Annotated in this window: 19 protein-coding genes and 1 pseudogene; 17 read left to right on the forward strand and 3 right to left on the reverse strand. The window is 72.3% G+C overall.

What is annotated here, in order from left to right:
- Positions 1-58: 58 nt before the first annotated feature.
- Positions 59-1546 carry a hypothetical protein gene (locus tag OG373_RS35265; protein ID WP_405442664.1) on the forward strand — a complete coding sequence of 496 codons (1488 nt, stop codon included), beginning with the start codon at positions 59-61 and terminating at the stop codon, positions 1544-1546.
- A 129-nt stretch (positions 1547-1675) separates the two neighbouring features.
- Here OG373_RS35265 and OG373_RS35270 read toward each other — a convergent pair whose 3' ends face one another.
- Positions 1676-3097, reverse strand: a complete 1422-nt coding sequence (locus tag OG373_RS35270; protein WP_405442666.1) for a PP2C family protein-serine/threonine phosphatase — start codon at positions 3095-3097, stop codon at positions 1676-1678.
- Positions 3098-3584: 487 nt separating this feature from the next.
- On the opposite strand from OG373_RS35270, the gene OG373_RS35275 reads away from it, so the two are divergent.
- From OG373_RS35275 to OG373_RS35290, 4 genes are all read left to right on the forward strand, one after another.
- On the forward strand, positions 3585-5885 hold the full coding sequence (locus OG373_RS35275) for a molybdopterin cofactor-binding domain-containing protein (protein WP_405442667.1): 2301 nt from the start codon (positions 3585-3587) through the stop codon (positions 5883-5885).
- Positions 5886-5905: 20 nt separating this feature from the next.
- On the forward strand, positions 5906-6361 hold the full coding sequence (locus OG373_RS35280) for a (2Fe-2S)-binding protein (protein ID WP_030384422.1): 456 nt from the start codon (positions 5906-5908) through the stop codon (positions 6359-6361).
- Between the two features lie 177 nt (positions 6362-6538).
- Positions 6539-7978, forward strand: a complete 1440-nt coding sequence (locus OG373_RS35285; protein WP_405442669.1) for a helix-turn-helix domain-containing protein — start codon at positions 6539-6541, stop codon at positions 7976-7978.
- A gap of 51 nt (positions 7979-8029) precedes the next feature.
- Positions 8030-9970, forward strand: coding sequence for an APC family permease (locus tag OG373_RS35290; RefSeq protein ID WP_405442670.1), 1941 nt, complete (start codon positions 8030-8032; stop codon positions 9968-9970).
- Here OG373_RS35290 and OG373_RS35295 read toward each other — a convergent pair.
- Positions 9888-11147, reverse strand: a complete 1260-nt coding sequence (locus tag OG373_RS35295; protein ID WP_405442671.1) for a helix-turn-helix domain-containing protein — start codon at positions 11145-11147, stop codon at positions 9888-9890. The genes OG373_RS35290 and OG373_RS35295 overlap by 83 nt on opposite strands.
- Positions 11148-11276: 129 nt before the next feature.
- Between OG373_RS35295 and OG373_RS35300 the strand changes: the two genes are divergently transcribed.
- The 9 genes and pseudogenes from OG373_RS35300 to OG373_RS35340 all read left to right on the forward strand — a co-directional run bounded on the left by OG373_RS35300 (position 11277) and on the right by OG373_RS35340 (position 19705).
- A complete protein-coding gene (locus OG373_RS35300; RefSeq protein ID WP_405442673.1) occupies positions 11277-11840 on the forward strand; it encodes a TetR/AcrR family transcriptional regulator in 564 nt (187 codons plus the stop codon).
- A gap of 56 nt (positions 11841-11896) precedes the next feature.
- Entirely contained in the window at positions 11897-12544 is a 648-nt protein-coding gene (locus tag OG373_RS35305; RefSeq protein WP_405442675.1) for a DUF6461 domain-containing protein, read from the forward strand.
- A gap of 148 nt (positions 12545-12692) precedes the next feature.
- A pseudogene (locus OG373_RS35310) lies at positions 12693-12914 on the forward strand (helix-turn-helix domain-containing protein); the annotation flags it as partial.
- A gap of 181 nt (positions 12915-13095) precedes the next feature.
- The gene (locus tag OG373_RS35315; RefSeq protein ID WP_189966848.1) at positions 13096-13536 is read left to right on the forward strand and encodes a hypothetical protein; all 441 of its coding nucleotides are present in this window, start codon (positions 13096-13098) and stop codon (positions 13534-13536) included.
- Positions 13533-14330, forward strand: coding sequence for a transcriptional regulator (locus OG373_RS35320; RefSeq protein WP_405442677.1), 798 nt, complete (start codon positions 13533-13535; stop codon positions 14328-14330). The genes OG373_RS35315 and OG373_RS35320 overlap by 4 nt, the downstream gene beginning before the upstream one ends.
- A 71-nt stretch (positions 14331-14401) precedes the next feature.
- Complete coding sequence (locus tag OG373_RS35325; protein ID WP_405442678.1) at positions 14402-14821, forward strand: roadblock/LC7 domain-containing protein; 420 nt, start codon at positions 14402-14404, stop codon at positions 14819-14821.
- Positions 14822-14941: 120 nt separating this feature from the next.
- Complete coding sequence (locus OG373_RS35330) at positions 14942-15316, forward strand: hypothetical protein (protein ID WP_052873354.1); 375 nt, start codon at positions 14942-14944, stop codon at positions 15314-15316.
- A gap of 195 nt (positions 15317-15511) precedes the next feature.
- Positions 15512-19090 carry a CDP-glycerol glycerophosphotransferase family protein gene (locus OG373_RS35335; RefSeq protein WP_405442680.1) on the forward strand — a complete coding sequence of 1193 codons (3579 nt, stop codon included), beginning with the start codon at positions 15512-15514 and terminating at the stop codon, positions 19088-19090.
- 126 nt (positions 19091-19216) lie between these two features.
- On the forward strand, positions 19217-19705 hold the full coding sequence (locus OG373_RS35340) for a VOC family protein (protein ID WP_405442682.1): 489 nt from the start codon (positions 19217-19219) through the stop codon (positions 19703-19705).
- Between the two features lie 30 nt (positions 19706-19735).
- On the opposite strand, the gene OG373_RS35345 is transcribed toward OG373_RS35340, so the two are convergent.
- Entirely contained in the window at positions 19736-20464 is a 729-nt protein-coding gene (locus OG373_RS35345) for an SIR2 family NAD-dependent protein deacylase (protein ID WP_405442683.1), read from the reverse strand.
- 152 nt (positions 20465-20616) lie between these two features.
- On the opposite strand from OG373_RS35345, the gene OG373_RS35350 reads away from it, so the two are divergent.
- From OG373_RS35350 to OG373_RS35360, 3 genes are read left to right on the forward strand one after another with little or no spacing between them, the layout of a single operon-like run.
- Positions 20617-21060, forward strand: coding sequence for a hypothetical protein (locus OG373_RS35350; protein WP_405442685.1), 444 nt, complete (start codon positions 20617-20619; stop codon positions 21058-21060).
- 42 nt (positions 21061-21102) lie between these two features.
- The gene (locus OG373_RS35355; RefSeq protein WP_405442687.1) at positions 21103-22041 is read left to right on the forward strand and encodes an ATP-grasp domain-containing protein; all 939 of its coding nucleotides are present in this window, start codon (positions 21103-21105) and stop codon (positions 22039-22041) included.
- Positions 22038-22892 (forward strand): GNAT family N-acetyltransferase, encoded by an 855-nt coding sequence (locus OG373_RS35360; RefSeq protein ID WP_405442688.1) that lies wholly within the window; start codon positions 22038-22040, stop codon positions 22890-22892. The genes OG373_RS35355 and OG373_RS35360 overlap by 4 nt, the downstream gene beginning before the upstream one ends.
- Positions 22893-22908: the final 16 nt, after the last annotated feature.

Here is a 22908-nt window from a genome sequence, read left to right on the forward strand (position 1 = left end):
TCGCTGGGCATCTGACGGCGGGCTACTGTCAACTCAGCCGAGAACCTGGGGGCTTGACGTGAGCAAAGGTCCAAACACCCGCTTGAACGACCTGTTCGGCCTGGCCGGCTGGTCGAAGGGCGAACTGGCGAGGATGGTGAACCGGCAGGCGGCGGCCATGGGCCACCCCCAGCTGGCCACCGACACCTCGCGGGTGCGGCGCTGGATCGACATGGGGGAGGCCCCCCGCGAACCGGTGCCCACGGTACTGGCAGCACTGTTCACCGAGCGGCTCGGTCGTGTCGTGACCATCGAGGACCTCGGGTTCGTACGGCAGCGGCGCACCTCCAGACGGCAGCCGGACGGGGCTCGTGAGAACCCCGACGGGATGCCGTGGGCGCCCGAACGCACAGCCGCGGTCCTCACCGAATTCACGGGAATGGACCTCATGCTCAACCGTCGCGGTCTGATGGGCGCGGGAGCGGTGCTCACCGCCGGCTCCGCCCTCAGCAACGCCATGTACGACTGGCTGCACACCGACCCCGCCCAGGCCAAGGAGACCCGGAACTTCGGGGAATCCTTCCAGGCCGACCCAGCGGGCTACGATCGCTACGAGGCCGCCCCGATCGGCTCCCAGGAGATCGAGGCGCTGGAGCGCTCCGTCGAGGTGTTCCGCGCCTGGGACGCCTCCAGAGGCGGTGGACTCCAGCGCAAGGCCGTCGTCGGCCAGCTCAACGAGGTGGGCGGCATGCTCGCCTACCACCACCCCGACCACCTCCAGCGGCGGCTCTGGGGGGTGGCGGCCAACCTGGCGGTCCTCGCGGGCTGGATGTCCCACGACGTGGGCCTCGAACCCACGGCGCAGAAGTACTTCGTCATCGCCGCGCACGCGGCCCGCGAGGGGGGCGACCGGCCACGCGCCGGCGAGGCACTGTCCCGTGCGGCCCGGCAGATGGTCCACCTCGGCAAGCCGAACGAGGCCCTGGACCTGATGAAGCTCGCCCAGTCCGGCTCGGGCGAGCAGACCCTGCCGCGCACGCGCGCCATGCTGCACACCATCGAGGCCTGGGCGCAGGCCGCCATGGGCAAGGGCCAGGCCATGCGCCGCACCCTGGGCGAGGCGGAGGAGCTGTTCGTCTCCGACAAGGGCGACGTGCCGCCGCCGAGTTGGATGCAGCACTTCGACGAGGCGGACCTGCACGGCATGCAGGCCCTCGCCTACCGCACCCTGGCGGACCACGACGCCGCGGCGGCGCCCGTCGCCGCGAGCCACGCCAAGGAAGCCCTGCGGCTGCGCGGCGAGGGCTACCAGCGCTCGCAGATCTTCGACTACATCTCCATGGCCTCGGCGTGCTTCATCGCCGACGAGCCGGAGCAGGCCGACCGGTACGCGCGGCTCGCCCTGGTGTCGATGAACGAGACCTCCTCGCACCGGACCTGGGACCGGCTGCGCGAGATGTACCGGCTCACCGCCCAGTACTCCGGGTACGCGCGCATCGAGGACCTGCGCCAGGAGATCAAGCTGGCCCTCCCCGACAACCCGGCGCCGCGCGCCACGGGGGTGTAGTCCCACGGCTCCCGCACGGGGCCCGAGCGGCCCCGGCCCGAAGCCTTGCAGGCCTGGTACGCCTTGTACGGAGACGAGAAAGGCCGCGCCTTCCGGCGCGGCCCCGAAGCACGTACGTCCGGCGCCCCGTTACCCGCCGACCCGGGCGACGAGCACGCAGGCGTCGTCCTCCCGCTCGCTCTCGCCGAACTCCTCGATCACGATCCGCACGCAGTCCTGCGCCGAGCGCGCCGCCGCGAACCGGGGCGCGAGTGCCAGCAGCCGCTCGGTCCCGTCCGCCCGGCTGAACTCGATGCTGCGCGGCGTGAGTCCGTCCGTGTGCAGGATCAGCAGGTCGCCCACCTCGAGTCGTTCCTCGGCCTGCCCGTACGTGGCTCCGGAGGTGGCGCCCAGCAGGACGCCCTCCGGCGGCAGCAGGGAGCGGCCCGAGCCCCGGCGGAACAGCAGGGGGGCCGAGTGGCCCGCCTGCGCCCAGGACAGTACCTGGCGCGCGGGATCGTAGCGGCAGCAAACGGCCGAGCCGAGCGCGGGCTGTACGGAGGTCTCCAGGAGCTGGTTGAGCCAGCCCATCAGCGGGCCCGGCTCGATGCCCGCCATGGCCATGCCGCGCAGCGCGCCGAGCATCATCGCCATTCCGGAGGTGGCGGTCACCCCGTGTCCGGTCAGATCGCCGACCGTCAGCATCGAGCGGCCGTCGGGGAGTTCGAGTGCGTCGTACCAGTCGCCGCCGATCAGCGCGCTGGTCGCGGAGGGCAGGTAGTGCGCGGCCACGTCCAGGGTGCTGGCGCTGCCGTACGGGAACCGCAGGGAGCCGCGCCACGGGGGGAGCACCGCTTCCTGCAGCTCGACCGCCAGCCGGTGCTCGGTCTGCGCGATCTCCCGCTGGCGCTGCAGCGAGTCACGGGACTCGCGCACCGCGCGCTGGCTCCGGCGCAGTTCACTCACGTCCCGCAGGACGGCCCACATCGAGGCCGTACAGCCGTCCGGGTCGAGTACCGGCTCGCCCCTCATGTGCAAGGTCCGGACCCGGCCGTCGGCCCGGACGATGCGGAACTCGCCGTCGATCGGTTTGCCGTCCACGAGACAGGCGGTGACCCATGCGGTAAGTAATGGCTGGTCCTCGGAGAAGAGGGTCGAGCCCAGTTCGTCGAGGGGGAGCGCGCCGGACTCGGGCGATCGGCCGAAGATCTGGAACAGCTCGTCGGACCAACTGACCTCGTCGGTCAGCAGGTTCCACTCGGCACTGCCGACGCGGGTCTGTACCTCGGGCCCGGCCTCGGGTGCCGGCTGCGGGTACTCGACGGTCTCGGGCGCGGGCGGCAGGCCCTCCTTGAGCTGGCCGAGGTGCTCGCGGAGGTCGTCGAGGTGGTGGACGGCGAGATCGCACAGCGCGCGCTGCCAGCGGCCCTGGGCGTCGTCGTCGTCCACGACGGTGTCGCGGCGGACCGCGTCCACTTCTCCCCGCAGCCGCCGGGTCTGCGAGATCAGCGCGTCCACCGACCCTGGCTCGGGCGGCTGCGCGGGACGGTCCGCGAACAGGTGGGACGGCATGAGAACTCCGATACAGGCGCGGCACGGCCAAGTCTGAAGGAAGGACCGGTAACGACTGTTGCACAGGGCGCGACGGTGTGTAAGGCGTTTGGCAACATCCGCTACGTTCTTGCTTCTGGTATATGCCGCAGGCCTTCCGTGCCGTCCGCCGCGTACGAACGAATCCGGTCAGGCGCTCTCCGGGGTGACGGGGCGGCACCCGCCGGTGGTGGGGGCGGCGAGGGGCAACGGTGGCCGGAATCAGGCCATCCGGCGACGGTCGCTCGATCGTACGGCCGAGGTGTACGAGCCGCGCCGTTCGCGGAAAACGCGTAAGGAACGGATCAAGGCGACCCGGGGAGATGCCCCCGAACGAGTGATGTCGCCCAGAGTGACACGGCGGAATCGGGGCTTCTCAGCACACCGTCCGGCCGCTACCCTACGTGCCGGTAATAACGGGGGAGGTCTGCGCGGGCGGGCCCACGCAGCGTTGGGGACACACGACGACATGGCCGGCCGCAACCACTCCGCGAACGACAGTACGGACCGCGCCGCGAACGAGGCCACGGACCGTGCCGCGAACGACGGCACGCACCGCGGCACGGGACCGAGCCGCCGTTCCTTCCTCACCCACCTCGTGGCCGCGCCGACCCTTGCCCTCGTCACCCGCGTCGGCGCCGACGCGCTGGCCCCGTCGCCCGCCCACGCCGTCGTGCCGTCTCTGCCGGCCATCGCCGACGTGATCGACCTCGGCGACCTGTTCATCCTGGCCGGCGCCCCCACCTCCGCCCTGCTGGCGCTCGCCGTCGAGACGGACGGCACCATCCGCTTCCGGCTGCCGCGCGAGGAGGTCGGCCAGGGCCTGACCACCGCGGTGGCCATGCTCGTCGCGGAGGAACTCGACGCGCCACTGGCCGACGTACGCGTGGAGTTGGACGACGCCCGGCCCGAGCTGCTCTTCAACCAGCTCACCGGATCCTCCAACTCCGTGCGCTCCCTCTACGGACCGGTGCGCCAGTGCGCCGCCACCGCCCGGGCCCGCCTCGTCGCGGCCGTCGCCCACCGCTGGGGCGTCTCCCCGACGTCACTGACCACCGCGAACGGCGCCGTCCGTGCCGCCGACGGCCGCACCGCCGACTACGGCGACCTCGCCGCGGCCGCCGCCGACCCGGGCCTCGTCGTCCTCGGCGCCACCCCCAAGAAGCGGGCGGGGCACACCCTGGTGGGGCGGCCGACCGGCCGCGTCGACGCCCGCGCCATGGTCACCGGGACCCTGCGGTACACCCTCGACCTGGACGTGCCCGGCGCCAAGCCCTGCGTGGTGCGCCGCCCGCCCACCCTCGGCGGTACGGTCCGCACCGTCACCAACCTGGCGACTGTCCGGGCCATGCCCGGTGTGCTGCACGTGGTGACCGTCCCGACCGGGGTCGCCGTCGTCGCCGAGACCTTCGGGCAGGCCATCGACGCCAAGTCCGCCCTGCAGGTCACCTGGGGCCCCGGCCCCGCCGACGGGCTGTCCGACACCGAGGTCCGTGCCAAGCTGCGCGCCGCCACCCCGCCGTTGCTGGTGCCGCCCCTGCTGACTCCATACGTGGACGCCGAGTTCGACTTCGCCTTCGTCAGCCACGCCCCGATGGAGACCAACTCCGCCATCGCCGACGTGCGCGAGGACCGGGCCGAGATCTGGTCCGGCCTCAAGTCCCCGATCGTGGCCCGCGAGACGATCGCCGCCGAGCTCGGCCTGCCCCTGTCCAAGGTGCAGGTGCACGTGGTCCAGGCCGGCGGATCCTTCGGGCGCCGGCTCTTCTTCGACGCGGCCCTGGAGGCCGCCCGCATCTCCAAGGCCTGCCGCCGCCCGGTCCGGCTGATGTGGACCCGCGTGGACGACACCCGGCACGGCCGGATGCGCCCGGCGACCCACCACCGGATCCGCGCCACTCACCTCCTGGGCGAGGTGCTCAGCTTCGAACACCGGGTCGCCGCCGCCGAGACCGACTTCCGGCACGGCCTCGGCGAGATCATCACCGCCACCGCGGCGCACCTGCCGCTCGGCATCGGCAACGCCACCCTCGCCCAGACCCTCTTCCTGACCACGGTGAAGTCCCCCTACCACTTCGGGCTCACCACCCAGGCGCTCACCGAGGTGCCCACCGGTATCCCCACCGCCTCGTGGCGGTCGGTGTACTCCGCCAACACGCGCGGAGCCGAGGAGATCGTGGTCGACGAGCTCGCCGCCCGGACGGGCCGGGACCCGTACGCCTTCCGGCGCACCTTCCTGAAGAACGACGCCCAGCGCGCCGTACTCGACAAGGTCGCGAAGGAAGGGAACTGGGGACGGCCGATGGAGGCCGGGTGCGCGCAGGGCATCGCCTTCCACGAGGAGTACAAGTCCCGCACCGCGTGCCTCGTCGAGATCGACACCCGCGACCCGGACCACGTCCGCGTCACCAGGGCGGTCATCGCCGTGGACGTGGGCCTGCCGGTCAATCCGCGCGGACTGGAGGCCCAGATGATCGGGGGTCTCACCGACGCGATCTCCACCACCCTGCGTGCCGGGCTGCACCTGGACAAGGGGCTTCCGCTGGAGGGCAGCTACAGCCAGTTCCACTGGGCCAGGCAGCGCGACACCCCGCACGACGTACGGGTCTTCGTCCTGCCGGCCACCGGCGACGAGCCGGGCGGCGCGGGCGAACTCGGGGTGCCCGCCGCGGTCGGCGCGATCGCCAACGCCTGGGCCAGGGCGACCGGTTCCAGGCCGCGCAGCTTCCCCCTCGACTTCGACGTCGACTTCACCCCCTACCCCCGATAGCCCGAGCCAGGAGTACCGCCGTGCCCTCGCACACCTTCACCGTCAACGGGCGGAGCGTCACCGTGGACGCGCCCGACGACCTGCCCCTGCTGTGGGTGCTCCGCGACATGCTGGGCGTCCGCGGTCCCAAGTACGGCTGCGGGGTGGACGTCTGCAAGGCCTGCACCAGCCACCTGGACGGCGCCGACATCCGCCCCTGCGTGGTGCCCGTCTCCGCCTGCGCCGGCAGGTCGGTCACCACCATCGAGGGCCTGGCGGACGGGGACGACCTGCACCCCGTGCAGGAGGCCTGGCTCGAACAGGACGTCGCCCAGTGCGGCTTCTGCCAGCCCGGCCAGATCATGGCCGCCGTCGCCCTGCTGAAGCGGACCGCCGATCCCACGGACGAGGACATCGACGCCATCGCCAACATCTGCCGCTGCGGTACCTACTTCCGCATCCGGGAGGCCATCCGCAGCGCGGCGCGCCGGATGTGAGTGGCGGCGGGATCCCGTGGCTTCCCCCGTGTCCGATCCAATCGAAGCCGCCGGGATCCTGCCGCTCGTCGTCCAGCCTAGATGCCGGCCGGGGCGCGCGCAGGGTTCGTCCTGCCCAGTGACATGGCGAGACCGGTATCACAGCGCACAGTGTGCGGCGGGTGGTTGAATGCGGCCGTGTCCCGGTCCGACGAGATCCTCAAGGTTCACCGGCTCGCCCACGCCGGGGGATCGGCCGCACTGCTGGAGTGGCTCGCCTCCCACCTCGGTGGATGGGTCGGGGTGGTGGACGCCCGAACGGAGCACGGCCCGGCTCCCGAGGCCGCCGTGCGCGGCGCCGCCGAGCTGGGTGCCCGCGGCGTACGGTCGGCGGTCCTGCACGGCGCCGACTCCGCGACCCTGGTGTTCGCACTCGACGGCCGGCGCGCGCTGGCCGCCGTACTGGAGCGGCCGCACCACCCCGACGCGCCCGCACTCCTCGCGGACGCCGCCGTACCGCTGGACCTCGTGCTGCGCGCCGAGGAGGCCGGCCGGCGGGAGGAACGGGTCCGGCACGCCGAGGCGCAGGTCCGCGAGGCCGTCCTCCACCTGCTGATGAACGGTTGGCTGTCCACCGCCCACCAGATCTCCGGCACGCTGGGCCCCGCACTGCCCGACCCGATGCGGATGTACGTCGTCGAGTGCCCGACCGGACGGCGCGCCGAAGTCACCCGGCTCTGCCGGGAACTGACGGGCGGCCGGGCCTGGATCGTGCGCTGCCCGGTCTACGTACGCCACCTCATCGTGCTCGCCCCGCCCGCCTCCGCCATGGGCTCGGCCGCCGGCGACCCCCTGGCCGAAGCGCTGGTGGAGGGCGCGCCGGACTGCGCGGTCGGTGTCAGCGGGGAGATGGGCCTGAGCGAGGCCCCGACCGCCTACACCCAGGCCTTCCACGCACTGGCCGTCGCCCGGGGGCGCGTCGATCGGCACGCCCGGTTCGGGCCCGGCCCCGAACTGGCGCTCGCCGCCCACGGGGCGGGGGCCGGCTGGGCCGAGGCCCTGCTCGCGCCCCTGCACACGTACGCGCCCCGGCGCCCCCAGGACCCCGGCGGGCAGGAGCTGCGCGCCACCGCCCACGCCTGGCTGAACTTCACCTCGCACGCCACCAGGCTGCTGAAGATCCACCGCAACACCCTGGCGGCCCGGCTCCGCCTGATCGAGGCGCTGCTCGGCCTCGACCTCGCACGCCTGGCGGACCAGGCGGCGCTCTCCCTGGCACTGCGGCTGACCTCGGGAGCGGGAGCGGGAGCATGGGCGGGGAGCGGTGGTGACTTCGAGGCCGCCGCCCCCGATCTCGACGACGTGCTGCGCGATCCGCGCCTGACCGACTGGGCCCGTACCCATCTGAGCGGGCTGAGCGGACCGGACGCCCCGCCGGGAGCCCGTGTCACCGTCCGCGCCTGGCTGGCGCACGACGCCCAACTCGTCCCGGCGGCCGCCGCGCTGGGCGTCTCGGTTCCCGGTGCCCGCAAGCGGCTGGCCCGGATCGAGGCGCTGTTGGAACGTTCCCTGCTGCAGTCCCCCAGTGCCCGGTACGACCTGTGGCTCGCGCACCGGGCGGAGGAGCTCGCCGGGTGACACAAGCCCCAGAAGGGCTGACAGGCGACACAGATGCACGATCATGCCCGAATGAGGCGTATCAATGCGAAACGCATGCTGGTCGGCGAACCTCTCGACACCGCCCGGCTGGGGGAGACCCTGCTGCCCAAGCGGCTCGCCCTGCCGATCTTCTGCAGCGATCCGCTCTCCTCCGTGGCCTACGCCACCGAGGAGATCCTGCTGGTCCTCGCCCTCGGCGGCGTCGCACTGCTGCACCTCACCTGGTACGCGGCCGCCGCCATCGTCTTCCTGCTCGTCGTCGTCGTCGCCTCCTACCGGCAGACCTGCCACGCCTATCCCGGCGGGGGCGGCGCCTACGTCGTCAGCTACGAGAACCTCGGACAGACCGCCGCGCTCACCGCCGCCAGCGCCCTGCTCGTCGACTACGTGATGACCGTCGCCGTCTCGGTCGTCTCCGGGGTCTCCGCCATCACCTCGGCCATCCCCGCACTGAACGACCACGAAGTGGCCCTGTCCGTGGGCTTCGTGGTGCTGCTGGTCCTGATGAACCTGCGCGGCGTACGGGAGTCGGGCCGCGTCTTCGCCATCCCCACCTACGGCTTCGTCCTCGTCATCTACCTCATGTTCGCCGTCGCCGCCGTCCGCCTCGGCACCGGCGACACCATCCGCGCCGAGTCGGCCGACCTCCCGATCACCGCGGTCGAGACCTACACGGGGCTCGCCCTGGTGTTCCTCGCGATGCGCGCCTTCGCTTCCGGGTGCACCGCCCTCACGGGCATCGAGGCGATCAGCAACGGTGTACCCGCCTTCCGCAAGCCCAAGGCCAGGAACGCGGCGACCACGCTCGCCGCGATGGGCGTGCTCTCCGTGACGATGTTCGTCGGCATCACCGCCCTCGCCATGTCCTACCAGGTGCACGTTGCGGCCGACCCCACCGAACTGGGCCTGCCCCCGGGTACCGCCACCTCCACCGCTCTCGCCCAGATCGGCCGCGCCACCTTCGGCAGCTGGCACTTCCTCTTCTACCTGCTCCAGGCCGTCACCGCGGGCGTGCTGATCCTCGCCGCGAACACCGCCTTCAACGGCTTCCCGATGCTCGCCTCGATCCTGGCCAGGGACCGGTTCGCGCCCCGCCAGCTCCACAACCGCGGCGACCGGCTCGTCTACTCGAACGGCGTCGTCCTGCTCGCCCTGGCCGCCATCACCCTCATCGTGGCCTTCGACGCCGAACTGACCCGCCTCATCCAGCTCTACATCATCGGCGTCTTCGTCTCCTTCACGCTCTCCCAGGCGGGCATGGTCCGGCACTGGCGCAAGGTGCTCGCCTCACCCGCCACCCCGCGCGAGGAGCGCATCCACATCCACCGCAGTCGCGCCATCAACGCGGTCGGCGCCGCCCTGACCGCCCTGGTCCTGGTCATCGTCCTGCTCACCAAGTTCACGCACGGCGCCTGGCTGGTCGTGATCGCCATGCCGCTGCTCTTCCTCGGTATGAAGGGCGTCCGCCGCCACTACGACCAGGTCGCCCGGCAGGTCGCCGTCGCCCCCGACGCCACCGTGCGCAGGCCCGCCCGCCACCACGTCCTGGTCCTGGTCGCCGCCGTGCACGCCCCGACGCTCAAGGCCATCGGCTACGCGCAGGGGCTGCGCCCCGACACCCTGACGGCTGTCACCGTCGCGGCGGACGAGGGGGAGGCGGCCCGGCTGCGCGAGGCGTGGGCCGAGCACGACACCGGGCTTCCGCTGAAGATCCTGCACTCGCCGTACCGGGAGGTGGTGGGCCCGATCCTGGCCCACGTCCAGCAACTGGCCGCCGACAGCGCCACGGACATGCTGTCCGTGGTGATCCCCGAGTACGTGGTGGGCCATTGGTGGGAGCAGCCCCTGCACAACCAGAACGCCCTGCGGCTGAAGGCGCGGCTGCTGTTCACCCCGGGCGTCGCGGTGATCGACGTGCCGTACCTCCTGGAGTCGGCGAAACCCGCTGCTCCGGTACGGCGGGACGGGTAGCCGGCTCCGCGGCGGCGCGCTGCAGCACCGCCGAGTGCGCCAGCGCCAACTCCACCACGTGCCGCGGGTCGGACAGCGAACGGCCGGTCAGCTGCTCCAGCCGGCGCAGCCGGTTGGAGACCGTGTTGCGGTGGCAGTACAGCCGCTGCGCGGCGTACGTGGTCGAACCCCGGCAGGCCAGCCAGGTGCCCAGGGTGGTCAGCAGCGTCCGCCGGTCCTCCGCGGGCAGCGCGAGCACCGGACCCAGCACCACATGGCACAGCCGCCCCGCGAGTTCGGCCTGGCCCGCGACCAGTGCCGCCGGCAGCCGTTCGTCCAGCAGTGCGGTGCGCGGGCCCTCGGACTCGGAAGCGGTGCGCAGGGCGAGGGCGGCCAGCCGGTGCGCCCGGACGAGCTCGGCCGGCGCCCCGACGACCGGGCCGACCCCTGCGCGCACCCCGAGGGGCGCGAGGAGGTCGCGTACGGACTCCAGCGGATGGTGGCCCAGCTCCACCAGGCCGATCTCCCCGTCGGCGCGGACCCGCCACAGGACGCGCGGCGCGGAGGCGCTCCCGGTGGGGGCGGTGTGGCCCCCGGAGCCGTCGGAGGCCAGTACGACCACGGCGAAGCGGCCCCGCTCCGGCAACCCCAGCTGCGCGGCGGCGGCTTCCGCGTCGGCAGCGGCCGAGGGGCCGTCGGCGCCGTCGAGCAGGACGTCCAGCAGGGCGGCCCGGCGTTCCCGCTCGCGGTCGCCCTGCGCGGCCCCGGCGCGGTGGTACGACTCGGTCACGGCGTCCGTCATCTGGTCCAGTACGTCCCACAGCGCCGCCGCTCCGGGCAGCAGCCGGGGCAGAGCCGCCCGGTCGTGGGCGGCGACCGCCTCGGTCAGGCTCTGCCAGAGCAGCCGGCCGCCACGACGGTAGGTGCGCAGCAGGGAGGCGAGCGGCAGGCCCTGTTCGGCACGGAGCGCGCCGATGGCCCGGGCCTCGGCGAGCTCCACCGGCAGGCCGCGCGAGCTGCGCATCAGACCCTCGACGGCCTCGCGGAGGTGGTGGTGGATCCGCTCGCGCAGCTCGGCCCGGCCCAGCAGGGCGGCGTAGGCGGGGTCTTCGGTCAGCGTCCGGTCGGCGAGCCGGTCCGCCGCCACGGCGATCCGGCGGGACAGGTCCTCGCGTATCTCCTCGATGATCCGCTCCATGACGCGCAGCCTGACACGGGGGAGGGGGCGGTGGGGAGGGCCCGGACCGGCCGCGTCCGCTACCGTGAGCGAATCACTGCACTTGCAGTGCTCACCGGAACTTCCCCCTCCACCCCCAGGGACCCGCTCATGCGCCAGAACCCGCAGCGCCGCGCCGCGCTGCTCGACGCCGCCATCGAAGTCCTGGCGCGCGAGGGCTCGCGGGGGTTGACCCTGCGCGCCGTGGACGCGGAGGCGGGGGTGCCCACGGGCACCGCGTCGAACTACTTCGCCAACCGGTCCCAGCTGCTCGTCCAGATCCTGCACCGGACCCGGGAGCGGCTGGTGCCGGACCCGGCGGACCTCGCCGGCCCGCCGGACACCGCGGTCCTGCTCGCCCGGCTCCTGGAACGGATGCGGCGCGAGCGCAGCGTCCATATCGCGATGCTGGAGCTGCGGCTGGAGGGCACCCGGCGCCCCGAACTCCAGGCGGAGCTCGCCGCCTTCCAGGGCCTGGAGCTGGAGGCCAACATCACCTGGCACCTGGACGCGGGCCTGCCCGGGGACCGGCAGGGCGTGGTCCTGATGTACCTGGCGATGCTCGGACTGATCGTGGACGACCTGACCGCCCCCGCGATGCTCGAGGCGCACTCGGTGCAGGGGCTCATTCGGACGATGGTCGAGCGCCTCCTCCCGGAGAAGCCCGCGGACTGACTATCGTGCCGGTGAACAAGCACCGGCGGGGTGGGGAAACCGTGGAGCGTGCGGATATGGCGGACATCGCAGGCATAAGGGATATTCCGGATGTCGTGGAGGGTGCGGCGGCCGGGATCCGGTGGCTGGCCGACTGGGACCAGTGGTTCGCCGGTCTGACCTTCGCCCGGGGCATAGACCCCGACGAACTCGCCGCGCGGCTCGGTGCGCTGCCGGGGGTGCGGCCGGCGCCGCTGGGCGCGCCGGCCGCCTGGAGCATGGTCGGCGAGACCGTGGACGGTGACGGCGTGGCCCGGGTCGGCAGGTGGGGCGGCTGGTCCTTCGCCGTCGAACACGGCCTGCCGGCCGGCGCGGAGCGGCTCGCCGAGGTCTCCCGGGGCGGTGTCGAGGCCGTCCACCTCGACCCGCAGCCCGACCATCCGCCCAAGCAGTTCGCGTACGCCCGGGACGGGGAGCTGGTGTGCTGCTTCGCACTGGGCGAGGAGGTCTGGCGCGGCGGCCACCGGCCGGACTTCCTGCTCCCGGAGCTGATCGCGGCCGGGATCCTCACCCCGGAGGGCGCGTGCGCCCGGCCGGCCGACGAGGCGGACGGGGACCGGGACCGGCGCATCCTCGCCGTCCTGGAACGCCGCTTCGGGCTGTCCCTGCCGCGGTACCTGATCGCGGACACCCCGCTCCCGGCGTACGTGACCTGCACGAGGTGAGGGGGCGCGCGCAGCCCGTTCGCAGCCCGCCCGGACTCCAGGATGCGGTGATCTTATGCTCAGGTTTACGCGAGTCCCGCTGGTTTTGCGCCCGGTGAGCGACTTTGATGGGTTCGCCAGGCCTCGTACCGGAGCAGGGGGACCAGCCATGGGCGCCGACCACGGTCAGAAGGACAGCACACCCACCCTGATCGGTTCCGTGCAGCGCGCGCTGCGCCTCCTGGAAGCGATGTCCGCGGAGGGCGGTGCCACGGCCAAACGGCTGGCCCGGCTCACCGGGATCCCGCTGCCCACGGTCTACCACCTGCTGCGCACCCTCAGCCACGAGGGCTATGTGCTGCGCGAGGGAGGGTCGTTCCGCCTCGCGGACGATCTTCCGCTCGCTTCGTGATCAGATTCTGACGCGTTCCGGCCAAGCTCTCACACGCTTCCTGGCATGTTCCAGCGGAAAATGCCAGAACGCCCTTTCGTACTGTGGAACTTGAGTAAGTTCCCTCCTGTCGCGCCGCACTACCGTGCACACAGCACGTCCGGCCGGGAGGGGAGCCCGCGTGCCCGGGATCGACGAATGCCTGCTCGAAGCCATGGCCCTGCCTGGTGCGCGGGGGGCCGCGCTGGTCGACTGGAGCAGCGGACTGGCCCTCGGCACCGCCGGGGAATCACCCGTGGGTGACCACGAGACCACCGCCGCCGAGACCGCCGAACTGGCCCGGGCGGCCGCCGAGTACGAGTCCTTCGCCCCCGCGGAGACCGACCCGGCACACGGAGGCGGAGCCGTACCCTCCGCCGGTTCGTCCGCCGGCTTACCGGCCGGCCCGCCCGTCGAGGATCTGATCGTCACCACCCGCACTGGATACCACGTACTGCGCTTCGTCGAGACGAGCTTCGACAGCAGCGTATTCCTGCACCTGTGGCTCGACCGCGCGGACGGCAACCTCGCCCTCGCGCGCCACAGGCTCCGCGCCCTGGCCGAGGGACTGGTGCTCAGATGACCACCCAGGTCGCGGCCGCGAGCGCGAACGCCTCCGCCGCTGTCTCCCCCCTACTCACCCGACTCGCCGAGGAGCGAGCCACCGGAGCCCTGCTCCGCGACCGCGGCACCCTCTTTCTGGAGGACGGCCGCATCGTGCACGCGGAGAGCCCGGCCACCCCCGGCCTCGACGTACTGCTCACCACCGGCGGCGGCCTCGCCCCCGAGCGGTGGCGGGAGGCGGTGGACCGGGCCGGCGCCCGGCGCCAGGTCGCCCGCTTCCTCGTCGACAGCGGCGGGCTCGCCGGCGGGGAGCTGGAGATATGCCACCTCGCCGCCATATTCGACGCCGCCTTCTTCGCACTCTCCCCGGGCAGCGGCCCCTCCCGGTTCCGCCGCGGGGCCACCCACTGGATCGGATCCGTCCGCTCCGTTCCCGCCGCCGCCGTCGAGCGGGAGACCCGCCGCCGTCGTGACCTGCTCGACGCGGTCTGGCCGTACCCCCTGCTCGACACCTCGCCGGTGGTACCCCGGGCGGCCGCGCCCGGTCAGACGATCACCGCCCGGCAGCGGACCCTGCTCCGCCAGGCCGACGGCCTGCGCACCCCGGCCGACCTGGCATGGGTCCTGGGCCGGCCGGCCTTCCACACCCTGCTCGACGTCCGGCGCCTCGCGGCGGCCGGACTGGTCGAGACCCCCCACACCCCGGCCCCGCCGCCGGCCGTGGCGCCCCTGCCCGACTGGATGACCGAGGCCCAATCCCCGGACGTGGCGCTGCTCCGCCGGTTACGCGACGCACTGGAGGCAAGCCTGTGAGGCTCCCGCTGCGACCGGCCCTCCGCGCCGACCGCTCCGAGCGTAGGCAGCCCGAAAGGAGAAAGGCCGACATGAGTACGGTGCCCCCCGAGACGGAGGCCGAGATACTCGCCGAGCTCCGCAGGCTGCGGGCCCGGGTACCCCAGCTCACCGGCGCCCTCGCCGCGAGCGCCGACGGCTTCGTCCTCGCCCAGGACAGTGCCGCCGCGGAGGCCGAGACCGTCGCCGCGCTCACCGCCGCCGCCCTCGGGGTGGCTCAGCGGCTCAGCGACTGCACCGGCCAGGGTGCCTTCCGCGAACTGCTCGTGCGCGGTGAGGACGGATACGTCGCGACCTACGCGGCGGGCCTGGCGGCCGTGCTCACCCTGACCGCCGAGCCGCGTGTCAACGTCGGGCGCCTCCATCTGGAGGCCCGGCGTTCGAGTCAGCGGATAGCCGAACTGATCGACCGCACCCTCGGGCGACGAGGGCCCGGAGGCCCGCCGGGGTGATGGGCCCCCGGGGCCGCAGGACCCCGGGTCCGACGCGCGCCGCCACTGCTACAGCCAGTCACATTCCAGTCACACCTCAGTCACATCCCAGTCAAGTGAAACAAGAAAGAGGAACCTCTCATGGTCAATGTGGAGACCGCACTCAAGGAAGCCACCACCACCATCGAAGGCGCGATCGGTGCCGCCCTCGTGGACTACGGCAGCGGCATGGCCCTCGGTACGATCGGCGGCGGCAAGGACCTCGACCTCGCGGTCGCGGCGGCGGGCAACACGGACGTGGTGCGCGCCAAGGTCCGCACGATGGAGATGCTCGGCATCAAGGACGAGATCGAGGACATCCTCATCACTCTCGGCGGCCAGTACCACCTGATCCGGCTGATGAAGGGCCGTGGTTCCTCGGGCTTCTTCCTCTACCTGGCGCTCGACAAGGGGCGGGCCAACCTCGCGATGGCCCGCCATCAGCTGAAGAAGATCGAGGCCGAACTGGAGGTCTGACCGGCCCGCCGGGCACGGTCGGGCCGCGTCGAACCCGCGTCGTCTGAGTGGCGGACGGCTGAATTCTTTGCCGTCCGCCCTGGCGATCGGCTGCGTATGCCCCATATGGGTGGAGTTTATGACTCTGTTACAGAGTAAGATGCTGTGAGCAGCTGATCATCGACAAAGCATAAAACGCTGGAGAAACCGCCACCCATGCCCCCGCGCCTGAGTATCGTCGTCCCCGTCTACAACGTCGAGCTCTACCTCGACGAGTGCCTGGAATCGATCGCATCCCAGACCTTCGACGACTTCGAGGTCATCCTCGTGGACGACGGGTCCACGGACACCAGTGCCGTCATAGCCAAGGCATTCGCCGCCCGGGACAAGCGCTTCCGCGTCGTGATGCAGGACAACGCGGGCCTCGGTGCCGCCCGTAACGTGGGTGCGCGTCACGCCGACAAGGACGCCGAGTACCTGGCCTTCGTCGACAGTGACGACACGATGCCCGACTACGCCTACCAGCGTCTCATCGAGGCGCTCGACGAGACGGGCTCGGACTTCGCGGGCGGCAACGTCAAGCGGTTCCGCTCCGTCGGCATGCAGCAGTCCTGGGGCCACCGGGCCGCCTTCGCCCGGACCCAGCTGAAGACCCACATCTCCAAGTTCCCGGCGCTGGTCACCGACCGCACCGCGTGGAACAAGGTCTACCGGCGCAGCTTCTGGGACAAGCACGGCTTCCAGTACCCGGAGGGCATCCTCTACGAGGACGCCCCGGTCAGCATCCCCGCGCACTACTTCGCCTCCAGCGTCGACATCATCAGCGACTGCGTCTACCACTGGCGCGTCCGCGAGACCGGCGAGCGCTCCATCACCCAGCGCTCCACCGACCCGATCTCCCTCATCGACCGCGTGAAGTCCGTGCGCCTGGTCCGTGAGTCCCTCAAGGCCAAGCAGGGCGCCAAGTACGTCCGTTACCTGCGGGACTACGACTACAACGTGCTGAGCGAGGAACTCCCGCTCATCTACAAGTACGTCGGCGAGGGCGGCCCCGACTTCCGTGCCGCGTTCGTCAAGGAGGTCGGCGGTCTCGTCCGCGAGATCGGCACCGGCCCCTGGTCCGACCTGACCGTCGCCGACCGGCTCAAGGCGTACCTGGCCGGCGAAGGCCGCGTCGAGGACTTCATCGCGCTCCAGGACCACCAGCGCGACTACCACTACAGCGTGCCGGTCAAGGGCCTCGCCCGCCCGCAGGCCGACTACCCCTTCCTGCACGGCCGCCCGCCGGTGCCGGCCAAGATCCTCACCCTCGGCCCGCGCGAGCGCCGCGTCGTCAGCCGCCTGGAGCAGGCGAGCTGGGTCGACGGCAAGCTGCTGCTGCGCGGCTACGCCCTCCCCGGCCACCTCGGCGCGGAGAGCCGTCTCGGCTCCCGCAAGATGCTGGTCTTCCGCGAGGGGGGCAAGCGCCGCCGCTCCGTCGTCAGCGCCCGCACCGTCGCCTCCCCGATGGCCACGGTGAACGCCCCGCACCTCGCTCTGCGCCACGCGGACTGGGCCGGCTTCACCGCCACGGTCGACCCCTCGATCTTCCAGTCGGGCGGTAAGTGGAACCAGGGCATATGGACCACGTCCGTCGCCGTCACCGGGGCCGGCGGTCTGCACCGCGCCCGCCTCCGGGGCGGGGAGCACGACACCGGTCAGAGCCCGCCGCCGCACTGGGTGGCCCCCGACGTCCGGATCGTCCCGTCCGTCGCCGGCGCTCTCACCATCCAGGTCGAGATCACCCGCGCCCGCGCCCTGGACGTCAAGGCCGCCGGTGACGACGCCGTCGAGATCATCGGTGAACTCTCCGCCGAGGCCGTCGGCGCCACCACCCTGCGGGCCGCCCACGTCACCACCGGCACCGTCCTCACCTTCCCGCTGGACAGCGCCGCGTCCGGCGCCGGCCGCACCGCCTTCACCGCCCGGGTACCGCTGGCCGAGCTGGCCGCCGTGGCGGACGCCCCGTGCGAGCCCGGCGCGTGGACCCCCGAGCCCTGGAGCCTCTCCGTCGTCGGCCCCGACGGCACCGAGCACCGCCTGGTCCACGACGAGCGCGGCGGGTTCGACGGTCTGGTCCTGCCCCTGCCCGGCGAGGTCGCGGGCCGCTCCCTGTTCGCCAAGCGCGGCAACACCGGACACCTCACCCTCTCCGTGCAGCCCTCCCCGCCGCTGGTCGACGAGGTCTCGGCCGAGGACGGCACCCTCACCCTGCGCGGCCGCTTCGTCGCGCCGACCGACGAGCCGTACGAGCTCGTCGTGCACAACGCCCAGGGCGTGGAGTACAGCTACCCGGTGACCCGCTCCGGGGACACCTTCGAAGCCGCCTTCCGGCCCGTGCTCCCCGAGGCGTACGCCGGCCGCACCACCCTCCCCGAGGGTCGCTGGTGGCCCACGATGCGTCCCGTCGCCGAGGGCGGAACCACCGCCGGACTGCTCGGCGTCGACCGCGGCGCCCCCGTGCAGATGAGCCCCGGGCTCCTCTTCACCGGTCCGCACCCCTTCACCGTCCAGGGCCGCCGGATGCGGGTCGAGACCCGCTTCCACGACCGCACGGTGCTGGTCGCCGACCCGCTGATCAGCCCGCACGACCGCGCCAACTACGCGCAGCGCGTCGCCCGGTTCGAGACCTACCCGGCGCAGCGCGCGCTGCCGGTCAAGGACATCGTCGTCTACGACACCTTCCACGGGCAGAGCTCCGGCGACTCGCCGCGCGCCATCCACGAGGAACTGGTGCGCCGCGGCGAGAAGCTGGAGCACATCTGGCTGGTCCGCGACGGCCAGACCGAGGTCCCGAAGACCGCCCGCGCGGTCCAGTACAACAGCGTGGAGTCGTGGGAGGTGATGGCCCGCGCCCGTTACTTCGTGACCAACGACAACGTGCCGCGGCGTTTCGAGCGCCGCTCCGGCCAGGTCGTCGTACAGACGTGGCACGGCACGCCGATCAAGCAGATCGGCCACGACTTCATGCACGACTACTACACGAGCCCGGACATCCTGGAGGGGCTGGAGCACGACAGCGCCCAGTGGACCCTGCTCGCCTCCCCGAGCTCCTACGCCACCCCCGTCCTCAAGCGCGCCCTCGGCTACGACGGCGAGGTCATCGAGGCGGGCAGCCCGCGCACGGACGCGCTGGTGCGGCCCGACGCGCAGCGGATCGCGGAGGTCCGGCGCCGGCTCGGCCTGCCCGAGGGCAAGAAGGTCGTCCTCTACATGCCCACGTGGCGCGAGAACAACGAGGCCTTCACGGGCGGCTACAAGCTCGACCTGCGGATCGACCTGGAGGAGGCCCGCCGTGAGCTGGGCGAGGACCACGTCCTGCTCATCCGCAGCCACCGCCACGTGACGGAGCAGGTCCGCGACGCCGTCCGCGACGGATTCGTCGTCGACGTGTCCCGCTGGCCCGACACGGCCGACCTGCTGCTGGTCGCCGACGTGCTGATCTCGGACTACTCCTCCGCGATGTTCGACTTCGCGCACACCGACCGGCCGATCCTGCTCTTCACGTACGACCTGGAGCACTACCGCGGCACGCTGCGCGGCTTCAACTTCGACCTGGAGGCGAAGGCCCCCGGACCGCTGCTGGCGGACTCGGCGAGCCTGATCGAGGCCGTGCGCAACGCGGACGCGGTCGGGGCGGAGTACGCCGAGGCCCGGGCGGCGTTCCGCGCCGAGTTCTGCGACCTGGACAAGGGCAACGCCGCCGAGCGTGTCGTCGAGCGGATGCTCGCGATGGGTGCGGAGCCCGCGAAGTAAGCCGTACGGGCGAATTTCGGGCGCAATGACGGACCGGCCCCGGACCACCGATGAATTTCGGGTCCGGGGCCGGTCTGTATGTGAGGGACGGTGTCCACCGTCCACCACCCCGGCCCGGAGGCAGATATGAGCGGCAACGGCAACGGATTCACCACGTGTCTGTGGTTCGACGGCAATGCGGAAGCGGCCGCCGACTACTACCTGTCCGTCTTCAAGGACGGCAGGCTCGGCCGGATCGGCCGCTACACCGAGGCCGGACCCGGCGAGGCCGACTCGGTCATGGTCGTGGAGTTCGAGATCAACGGCCAGAAGTTCATCGGCCTCAACGGCGGTCCGCAGTTCACCTTCAGCGAGGCGATCTCCTTCCAGATCCACTGCGCCGACGAGGCCGAGGCGGACTACTACTGGTCCGCGCTGACCGCGGACGGCGGCGAGGAGGGCGTCTGCGGCTGGGTCAAGGACAAGTTCGGCGTCTCCTGGCAGGTCATCCCGGCCGGCGCCATCGACCTGATCGCCGACCCGGACCCGGGGCGGGCCTCCCGGGCCACCGCCGCCATGATGCAGATGAAGAAGCTGGACGTGGCGGAGATGCGCCGGGCGGCCGACGCGGGGTAGGGGCTGTCGCGGGCGCGGGACCGACGTGGGTCAGGGCGCGGCGATCCTGGCCAGCAGGGCCGGCAGGGCGGTACCGATCGGCTCGCGGACGACCTCGTCGGCCAGCGGGTCGTACGGGGTCTCCTCCGCGTTCACGATGATCAGCCGGGCCCCGGCATCCGCGGCCATCCCGGCGAGCGACGCGGCGGGCTGCACCTGCAGGGTCGACCCGACGGCGATGAAGACCTGACACCCCTTGGCCACCGCGATCGCCTGCCCCATCACCTCGGGGTCGAGCCGCTGGCCGAACATCACCGTTGCCGACTTGAGGATCCCGCCGCAGGTCAGGCAGGCGGGATCCGGCTCACCGGCGGCCACCCGGGACAGCGCCTCGTCCATGCCCGACCGGGCATGGCAGGCCGTGCACACCACCGAGCGGGCACTGCCGTGCAGCTCGAACACCTTGCGGTCGGGCATTCCGGCGAGCTGGTGGAGGCCGTCCACGTTCTGGGTGATCACCCGCACCGGGGTGCCGCCCCGCTCCAGCTCCGCCACGGCCAGGTGCGCGGCGTTCGGCCGTGCTCCGAGCGCGCCGATCTCCGCACGCATCAGCCAGGAGCGGCGCCGGATCTCCGGATCGGCCATGTAGTACGAGTACGTCACGAGCTTCTCGGCGTCGGGATCCCGCCGCCACAGGCCCTGGGGCCCCCGGTAGTCCGGAATCCCGGAGTCGGTGGACATCCCGGCCCCGCTGAACACTGCGACAAGTGGCTTCCCCATGCGGCGACCCTACGTACGGGTGCGGGCCGCCCGCGAGCCCATTTCCGCGCACCGGCCGGAGGGTCGTTTCTGCGGTGAATCCCGCCCCCCGCAGGAGTGAGATCCGGGCCACGCACTCCCGATCCACCGGCCCGGCGGGTACAAGACCGGACATGATGCTCAAGCCGTACCGTCTCGGTGCCCTGCTGCTGACCCTGCTTGCGCTGCCGGTCATGCCGTCCGTCCCCGCCTTCGCCCTCATGGCATCCGCCGCGCCCGCCGCGGTCGCCGGGAGGGGACACACCGCCGCCCAGATCGGCGATTTCCTGGTCGGTTTCTACGGTGAGCACGGTCCGTCCGCGCAGGACCGGGAGACCCGCGTATCGCAGATCCTCAAGGAGAGACAGCTGGTCAATGAGGAGGTCGACGTCCTGCTCTGCGCCCACGACGAGCCACGGGACATCAGTATCGGTCCCGTCACCGTCGCGAAGACCGCCTCGGTGGGGTGGGCCACCGTGACCACCCACTGGGGTTCGGGGGACACGGACACCTTCACCGCGTACGTCCGTCTCGACTCCACCCCCATCCGGCTCGACGACGTGATCTGCGCGGGCTGAAATCCGTACGGTGATCCACGGGGCCGTTCATAGGGTGGGCGCATGGCTACGACAACCGCGACCACCACCGTCCTCTACTGCTCCGACCCGTTGCACGAGCGCCGGGCCGACGCCCATTTCGCGGCGGAGGCCCGGCAGTTGCGCGCCTCCGGGGGCACAGCCCTGCTCATCGACCACGACGCGCTGCTCGCCGGGGAGGCCGAGCGGGCGGTGGCGCGCGTGCCCGAGGGCGCCGGAGCCGTCTGGTACCGGGGGTGGATGATCCCCGCAGGACGGTACGCCGAACTGGACGCGGCCCTGCGCGGCCGCGGCGGCGAGCTCGCCGTCACCCCGGAGGCCTACCGCCGGGCGCACGAACTCCCCGGCTGGTACGAGACCTTCGCGGGCCTCACCCCGGTCAGCGGCTGGCTGCCGACGGGGCACGGGGTGGCACCGGACCGGGAGGGTCTGGAGGCCCTCGCGGCGGGCCTGCCGCCGGGGGCGGCCGTCGTCAAGGACTACGTGAAGTCCCGCAAGCACGAGTGGGACGAGGCCTGTTACGTGCCCGACCTCGCCGACCCGGCCGCGCTGCACCGCGTCGTCGCCCGCTTCGTGGAACTGCAGGGCGAGTTCCTGACGGGCGGGGTGGTGCTGCGGGCCTTCGAGCACTTCGTCGCGCCGCAGGATGCAGCCGCCGAGGTGCGGGTGTGGTGGCGGGACGGAACGCCCCGGATGGTCACCGCCCACCCCGACAGCCCGATCGCCGAGGTCCCCGCGCCGGACCTCGAACCGGTCCGGGCGGCCGTCGAGGCGCTGGGCTGCCCCTTCGTGACCACCGACCTCGCCCTGCGCACGGACGGGGTCTGGCGCGTCGTCGAAGTGGGGGACGGGCAGGTCAGCGACCTTCATCGGGAGGCGGAGCATGCCGCGTTCGTCAGCATCCTGACGGCTGATCAGGCACTCCTGCGCACACCGTCCCCGTCTGGTACAACACCGGCATGACGGGATTCGAGATCACCGGGGCGAGCGCCGCCGACATGGTGCTGATGCGTGACTGGGCGGACGAGGAGGGCTGGAACCCGGGGGACTCCGACCGGTACGCCTTCGCGGTCGCCGACCCGGCGGGGTTCCTGTTCGGACGGCTGGACGGCGAACCGGTGGCCTGCATCTCCGCCGTGCGGTACGGCGCCGGCTTCGGCTTCATCGGCTTCTACATCGCACGGCCGGCCTTCCGTGGCCGGGGCTACGGAATCCGCCTGTGGCACGCCGGGATGGAACGGCTCGACGGGCGGCTGGTGGGCCTGGACGGAGTCGTCGACCAGCAGGACAACTACCGTAAGTCCGGCTTCCGTTCCGCCTGGAACAACTTCCGCTACGAGGGTGCGCCGCAGGGCGGGGAAGCGGAGGACGGGGACGCGGGGGTCGAGATCGTCGACGCGGGCACGCTCCCCTTCGGCCTGCTCGCAGCCTACGACCGGCGCTTCTTTCCCGCCCCGAGGGACGCGTTCCTGTCCGCCTGGACCGGGCTGCCCGGCCGGACGGCCCTGGCCGCCGTCCGGGACGGACGTATCGAGGGCCTCGGCGTGATCCGCCCGTCCAGCGCCGCCCATCGGATCGGTCCCCTGTACGCGGCCACCCCGGCGGTGGCGACGGCCCTGTTGCGGCGGCTCGCCCGGCACGCACCCGACGGGACGGTGTCCGTGGACGTACCGGACGCCAACCCGGCGGCCGCGTCGCTGTTCGAGGGCCTCGGCCTGGCGCCGGCCTTCGAGACCGCCCGGATGTACACCGGCCCGACCCCGGACCTCGCCCTGACCGAGCTGTTCGGGGTGACCAGCCTCGAACTGGGCTGACGGCCCGGTGGGCCGG

The sequence above is a fragment of the Streptomyces avidinii genome (genome assembly GCF_045161815.1).
Lineage (GTDB): Bacteria > Actinomycetota > Actinomycetes > Streptomycetales > Streptomycetaceae > Streptomyces > Streptomyces avidinii.